The following is a 5,982-nucleotide window of genomic DNA, read 5'->3' on the forward strand; positions in this document are numbered from 1 at the left end:
CACCTGCCGCTTCGGCCACACCCGCTGCCTGACCGGCGTCAGTGCGCAGCGGGTGGAAGCCGCGCTCGCCGAGCGGTTACGCGCCGCCTGACACCGGCCGCAACGCCACATCGCACGATGCCCACCGACCTGCAGCAGGATCGCTTGATGCGCGAGGCGCTGGTCGGCGCCGGCACCTCGGTCTGGGCCTGGGACATGGAGGCCRACGCGCTCAGCGGCATGGACGGCAGCGTCGCGCTGCTCGGCTACGCGGTCGGCGAGATGCTGCCGACCCAGGCCGGCTGGGACAGCGTGATCCACCCCGACGACCGGCCGCTGAACCACGCCGCGTACCTGCGCCATGCGCGCGGCGAGATCCCGGCCTACGAGAGCGAGTACCGCGCGCGCCACAAGGACGGCAGCTGGCGCTGGCTGTCCGAGCGCGGCCGCATCGTCGAGTGGTGGCCCGACGGCCGGCCGCGCCGCATGGTCGGCACGCTGAGCGACGTGACGCTGCGCCGCCAGGCGCAGGGCGAGGCCGCCGAGCGCGACGAGCGGCTGCAGCAGATCATGCGCCACGTGCCCGGCGTGCTGTACCAGTACCGGCTGTGGCCGGACGGGCGGGCCGAGATCCCTTTCGTCAGCGACCGCTGCACCGAGGTGCTGGGGCTGACGCCGCAGCAGCTGATGGCCGATGCGCTGGAGATGTTCCGCCGCATCGCGCGCAGCGACCGCGAGGAACTGATGGCCGCAGTGTCGAACTGGGCCCGCAGCAAGGCGACGCAGCGCACCGAATACCGCTACCACCACCCCGACGGCAGCCTGCGCTGGATGCAGGCGGTGTCGTCGCCGCGGCGTGCGCCCGACGGCTCGATCCTGTGGCACGGCTACCTGGAGGACATCACCGAGTACCGCGAGCTCGAGAAGGCGCGCGCCGCCGCCGCGACGGCCGATGCGGCGAACCGCGCGAAGACCGAGTTCCTGTCGCGCATGAGCCACGAGCTGCGCACGCCGCTGAACGCGGTGCTCGGCTTCGCGCAGCTGCTGGAGCTCGACGAAGAGCCGCTCAGCGTGGCGCAGCACCGCCGCGTCGCGCTGATCCGCGAATCGGGTGAGCACCTGCTGCGCATGATCGGCGACCTGCTCGACCACAGCCGCATCGAGGCCGGCCAGCTCTCGGTGGAGTCGGCCGACATCGCGCTCGGCCCGCTGCTCGGCGAATGCCTCGACATGCTGGCGCCACAGGCCGGCGAGGCGGGCGTGACGCTGCGGCCGATCGAAGGCGCGCGGGCGCTGCAGGTGCGCGCCGACCCGACGCGGCTGCGCCAGGTGGTGCTGAACCTGCTGAGCAATGCGGTGAAGTACAACCGCGCCGGCGGCTCGGTGCGGGTGCGTGCCGAGGCCCGCGACGGCGCGGTGCTGCTGCAGGTGATCGACGACGGCATCGGCATCGCGCAGAAGGACCTGCCGCAGCTGTTCGAGCCGTTCAACCGGCTCGCGCAGGCGCGCAGCGGCATCCAGGGCACCGGCATCGGCCTCGCGATCACGCGCGCGCTGATCGTGCTGATGGGCGGGCGCATCGAGGTCGAGAGCACGCCGGGCGCGGGCTCGACGTTCAGCGTGATGCTGCCGCGCAGCGCCGATCAGAGCGTCAATTTGCCGGCGTAGAGCACCGGGCCGGTCGGCGCGCCCGACGGCGATCCGCCCGGCGGTTCCAGCGTGACGGCCAGTGCCGCGGTGCCCTGCAGCACCTGGCCGCGGCGCACCACCGTCGACCCGCTGGCCGAGATCACGCCCAGCGAGCGTGGCGCGCCGCTCGGCGGCAGCGCCCACAGTTCGAGCGAGCGGTCGGGCCGCACGCTGACGGGGGTCAGCGGCCGCGTCACCATCGCGCGGCCATCGGCGCTGATGCTCGCGACGAAGCTGGCCGGCGTCACCGCATTCGGCTGGTCGGCCGGCGCAGCGGCCGACAGCACCACGACGATCGGCGCTTGGGCCGGCGGCGGGCTCGCGACGATGAACGCGAGCGCCAGCGTTGCGGCGGTGGCGACACCGCTCAACACGCGCCAGAACGCGAGGCGCGCCCACCAGGCCTGCGACGGTGCCTCAGTGGGTCGCAGTCCGAGCCGGGTCTCGATGCGCCGCCACACGCGCGCCGGCGGCTTCACCGGGGCGAGCGTGATGGTCAGCGGCATCAGGCGGTCCTGCCAGCGCTGCACCGCACCGCGCAGCGCTGGGTGGYCGGGCAACAGCGATTCGAAGCGGCGCCGCGCCGGGCCGCGCAGCGTGCCGGCGACGTATTCGGCGCCGAGGCGATCGGCCAGTTCAGGCCGGCTGTAGTCCATCAGGCACCCCGCGCACGGCCATCGCGCAGCACGGCATGGTCGAGGCAGGCCTTCAGCGACAGCAGCGCGCGCCGCACCCACGATTTCACGGTGCCGAGCGGCTGGCGCATCTGGTCGGCCACCTCGGCATGGCTCAGGCCGTCGTAGAACGCGAGCGCCACGCTCTGCCGCTGCGGCGCGCTCAAGCCGTCCATGCACTGCGCGAGCGCGCGGGCGTCCGAGGCCCGGCTCAGCATCTCGAGCGGCGTCGGCGCGTCGTCTGGCACATCGTCGTACACGTCCTTGTCCTCGTCGTCGTGGAACTGCGCCGGCTGCGTCTGCGGCTCGGTCTGCTTGCGGCGCAGGCTGTCGATCGCGCGGTTGCGTGCGACGCTGGTCAGCCAGGTCAGCGGCTGGCTCTGCGCCGCATCGAAGCTCTGCGCGGCACGCCAGACGTTGACATACACCTCCTGCAGCACGTCTTCCGCCTGCGCCCGGTCCCGGTTGATACGCAGCACGACGGCGAACAGATGCGCGCTGGTGCGCTCGTACAGCGCCGCGAAGGCCTGGCGGTCGCCGAGCCCGCTGCGCGCCAGCAGCTGCGACAGTTCCTTGCTGCGATCACTCCATTCGGCGGGTGCTGCGGCCATGGCGCTGGAAGTCACGGGGGCGTGACGTGGTTCACGTGGCGGCGATTTTATGCATCCCCATGCATCCCTGGGCATCCCGTGCATCCTTGTGCGGCGCTCCGCCGGGGGCATCCACCCCGTCCGTACAATCTGCGCCCATGCAGCCTGTCCGTGAATTCGTCCTCACCCTGTCGTGCCGTGACACCAAGGGCATCGTCTACACCGTCTCCGGCCTGCTGTACCAGGCCGGCTGCAACATCCTGGATTCGCAGCAGTTCGGCGACATCGGCGAAGCGTCGGCGACCGGCCTCTTCTTCATGCGCGTGCACTTCGAGGCGCCGGCGCACCTGGCCGAGGTCGCCACGCTCGACAAGCTGTTCACCAGCGTGCGCGAGCAGTACGGCATGGACGCGACCTTCCACGACCTGTCGCGCCGCCCGCGCCTGCTGCTGATGGTGAGCCAGCACGGCCACTGCCTGAACGACCTGCTGTACCGCTGGCATTCGCAGCAGCTGAATGTCGACATCGCGGCCGTCGTGTCGAACCACCCCGATTTCGCCGGCCTCGCCGAGCGCTACCAGATCCCGTTCCACCACCTGCCGCTGCCGGCCGGCAGCAGCCCCGAGGCGAAGCGCGCGCAGGAGCAGCAGGTCGAGGCGCTGATCGAGCGCGAGCAGGTCGACCTGACCGTGCTCGCGCGCTACATGCAGATCCTGAGTGCCGGCTTCTGCGGCTTCATGAAGGGCCGGGCGATCAACATCCACCACAGCTTCCTGCCGAGCTTCAAGGGCGCGAAGCCGTACTTCCAGGCGCACGACCGCGGCGTCAAGCTGATCGGCGCGACCGCGCACTACGTGACCGCCGACCTCGACGAGGGGCCGATCATCGAGCAGGACGTGGCCCGCGTCGACCATTCGCTGAGCGCGCAGGACTTCACCGCGGTCGGCCGCGATGTCGAATGCATGGTGCTGGCGCGCGCGGTGCGCTGGCATGTCGAGCACCGTGTGCTGCTGAACGGTCAGAAGACCGTCGTCTTCCGATAAGGAACCCTGCCGATGGCCCGTCCCAAACCGCCCGCCGCCGCGCTGCTGTCCTCGGCCGATGACACCGAGCAGCAGTTCTACGAGGCGCTGCAGCGCGGCGACATCGAGAAGCTGATGGCGGTCTGGTCCGACGACGACGACATCACCTGCGTGCACCCGGGTGGGCCGCGGGTGGTCGGGCCGGCGGCGATCCGCGCCGCGTTCGAGTCGATGTTCTCGAACGGCACGATCGATGCGCACCCCGAGAAGGTGCGGCGGCTCGACAGCGAATCGACGTCGGTGCACAGCGTGCTCGAGCGGGTGCAGGTGATGACCAACGAGGGCCCGCAGGCGGCCTGGGTCGTCGCGACCAACGTGTACGTGAAGACGGCGCTCGGCTGGCGCATGGTCGCGCACCATGCGAGCCCCGGTTCCGTCGGCGAGGTGCAGGAGGTCGGCGAAACGCCGGCGGTCTTGCACTGAGGTGACCGTCATGGACTTCCGGTCCCCACGCTGGCTCGGTGGCCGCGGTGCCGTCGGCGGCAACCTGCAGACGATCTGGCCGGCGCTGTACTCGAAGCGCTACCACGGGCCGGCGCCGGTCTACCGGCGCGAGCGCTGGCCGACGCCCGACGGCGATTTCATCGACGTGGATTTCCAGGTGGGTGACGAGTCGGCCGATGCGCCGATGCTGGTGCTGTTCCACGGCCTCGAAGGGTCTTCCGCGAGCCACTACGCGCAGGCCTTCGCGCACTGGGCGCGCGAGCGCGGCTGGCGCTACGTGGTGCCGCACTTCCGCGGCTGCTCGGGCGAGATCAACCTCGCGCCGCGTGCGTACCACTCCGGCGATTTCGAGGAGATCGGCTGGGTGCTGCAGACGCTGCGCGCGGGCCACGCCGGGCCGATGGTCGCGGTGGGCGTGTCGCTCGGCGGCAATGCGCTGCTGCGCTGGGCCGAGGAGGCGGGCGACACGGCCTCGGCGGTGGTGCGCGGGGTCTGCGCGATCTCGTCGCCGATCGACCTGGCGGCCGGCGGGCAGGCGATCGGGCGCGGCTTCAACCGGCATGTCTACACGCGCATGTTCCTGCGCACGATGATCCCGAAGGCGCTGCGCAAGTGGGATCAGCACCCCGGCCTGTTCGACCGCGAGCGGCTGCGCGCGGTGCGCGACCTGTACGCGTTCGACAACGTGTTCACCGCGCCGCTGCACGGCTTTCGCGACACCGACGACTACTGGAAGCGGGGTTCGGCCAAGCCGCACCTGCACCGCATCCGCGTGCCGGCGCTGGTGCTGAATGCGCGCAACGACCCGTTCGTGCCGGCGCACAGCCTGCCGAGGCAGGCCGATGTCGGCCCGTTCGTCACGCTGTGGCAGCCGCACCATGGCGGCCACGTGGGATTCCCGGCGGGGGCTTGGCCCGGGCATGTGATGACATTGCCGGAGCAGGTCATGGGATGGCTGGCTCCGCATGCGGGCCATCCGCCTGCGCGCTGACCGACCCGAAAGGAGCCGCGATGGACGAGATGGTCAAGGCTGCACTGAAGAAGTGGCCCAACGTGCCGGCCTGCGTCGGCTGGCTCGCGCTCGATGCGCGCGGCGAGTGGTACATGCGCGACGACCGCGTGCAGGCGGCGGGTGCGTTCCCGCAGGTCAAGGGCAGCGTGATCCGGCATGACAAGCTGCGCGAGTTCATCGGGCGCAACTACGAGGGCGATGCGCGCGGCCGCTGGTTCTTCCAGAACGGGCCGCAGCAGGTGTTCGTCGAGCTGGAGGCGGCGCCCTGGGTGTGGCGGCTGGCCGCGCAACCGGAGGCGCCGCCGCAGCTCGAATCGCACACCGGCCGCGCGGCGCGCATGGAGAGCGCCTGGCTGGACGAAGCGGGGCGGCTGTACCTCGGCACCGAGCTGGGCCTGGGCATCGTGCACACGCTCGACATGGAGGCCGCGGCCGATGCCGTCGAGCGCGGCTGGTGGGTGCCGCAGCCGGTCGAGCAGGCGGCCTTGCTGCAGCAGTTCGGTGTCTGCCTG

General features: G+C 71.4%; 7 protein-coding genes. 5 read left to right on the plus strand and 2 right to left on the minus strand.

Features of this window, described 5'->3' with window-relative positions:
- Positions 1-117: 117 nt before the first annotated feature.
- The gene (locus AC1D12_RS22205; protein WP_477842889.1) at positions 118-1,647 is read left to right on the plus strand and encodes a sensor histidine kinase; all 1,530 of its coding nucleotides are present in this window, start codon (positions 118-120) and stop codon (positions 1,645-1,647) included.
- On the opposite strand, the gene AC1D12_RS22210 is transcribed toward AC1D12_RS22205, so the two are convergent.
- Together AC1D12_RS22210 and AC1D12_RS22215 are read right to left on the minus strand one after the other, a co-directional pair.
- Positions 1,623-2,324: an anti-sigma factor gene (locus AC1D12_RS22210; protein WP_477842891.1), complete on the minus strand. Its 702-nt coding sequence runs from the start codon at positions 2,322-2,324 to the stop codon at positions 1,623-1,625. The genes AC1D12_RS22205 and AC1D12_RS22210 overlap by 25 nt on opposite strands.
- Positions 2,324-2,968, minus strand: a complete 645-nt coding sequence (locus tag AC1D12_RS22215) for a sigma-70 family RNA polymerase sigma factor (protein WP_477842893.1) — start codon at positions 2,966-2,968, stop codon at positions 2,324-2,326. Before AC1D12_RS22215 ends, AC1D12_RS22210 begins: the two co-directional genes overlap by 1 nt.
- A 122-nt stretch (positions 2,969-3,090) precedes the next feature.
- Between AC1D12_RS22215 and purU the strand changes: the two genes are divergently transcribed.
- From purU to AC1D12_RS22235, 4 genes are all read left to right on the plus strand, one after another.
- Positions 3,091-3,975 carry a formyltetrahydrofolate deformylase gene (purU, locus tag AC1D12_RS22220; RefSeq protein ID WP_047508400.1) on the plus strand — a complete coding sequence of 295 codons (885 nt, stop codon included), beginning with the start codon at positions 3,091-3,093 and terminating at the stop codon, positions 3,973-3,975.
- Positions 3,976-3,987: 12 nt separating this feature from the next.
- Complete coding sequence (locus tag AC1D12_RS22225; protein WP_047508398.1) at positions 3,988-4,437, plus strand: YybH family protein; 450 nt, start codon at positions 3,988-3,990, stop codon at positions 4,435-4,437.
- A gap of 10 nt (positions 4,438-4,447) precedes the next feature.
- Positions 4,448-5,449 carry a YheT family hydrolase gene (locus AC1D12_RS22230; RefSeq protein WP_477825128.1) on the plus strand — a complete coding sequence of 334 codons (1,002 nt, stop codon included), beginning with the start codon at positions 4,448-4,450 and terminating at the stop codon, positions 5,447-5,449.
- 20 nt (positions 5,450-5,469) lie between these two features.
- Positions 5,470-5,982: DUF2946 family protein (locus tag AC1D12_RS22235; protein ID WP_477842895.1), on the plus strand; the 513-nt coding region annotated here is incomplete at its 3' end.

Source organism: Rhizobacter sp. P1_G5, from assembly GCF_056405435.1.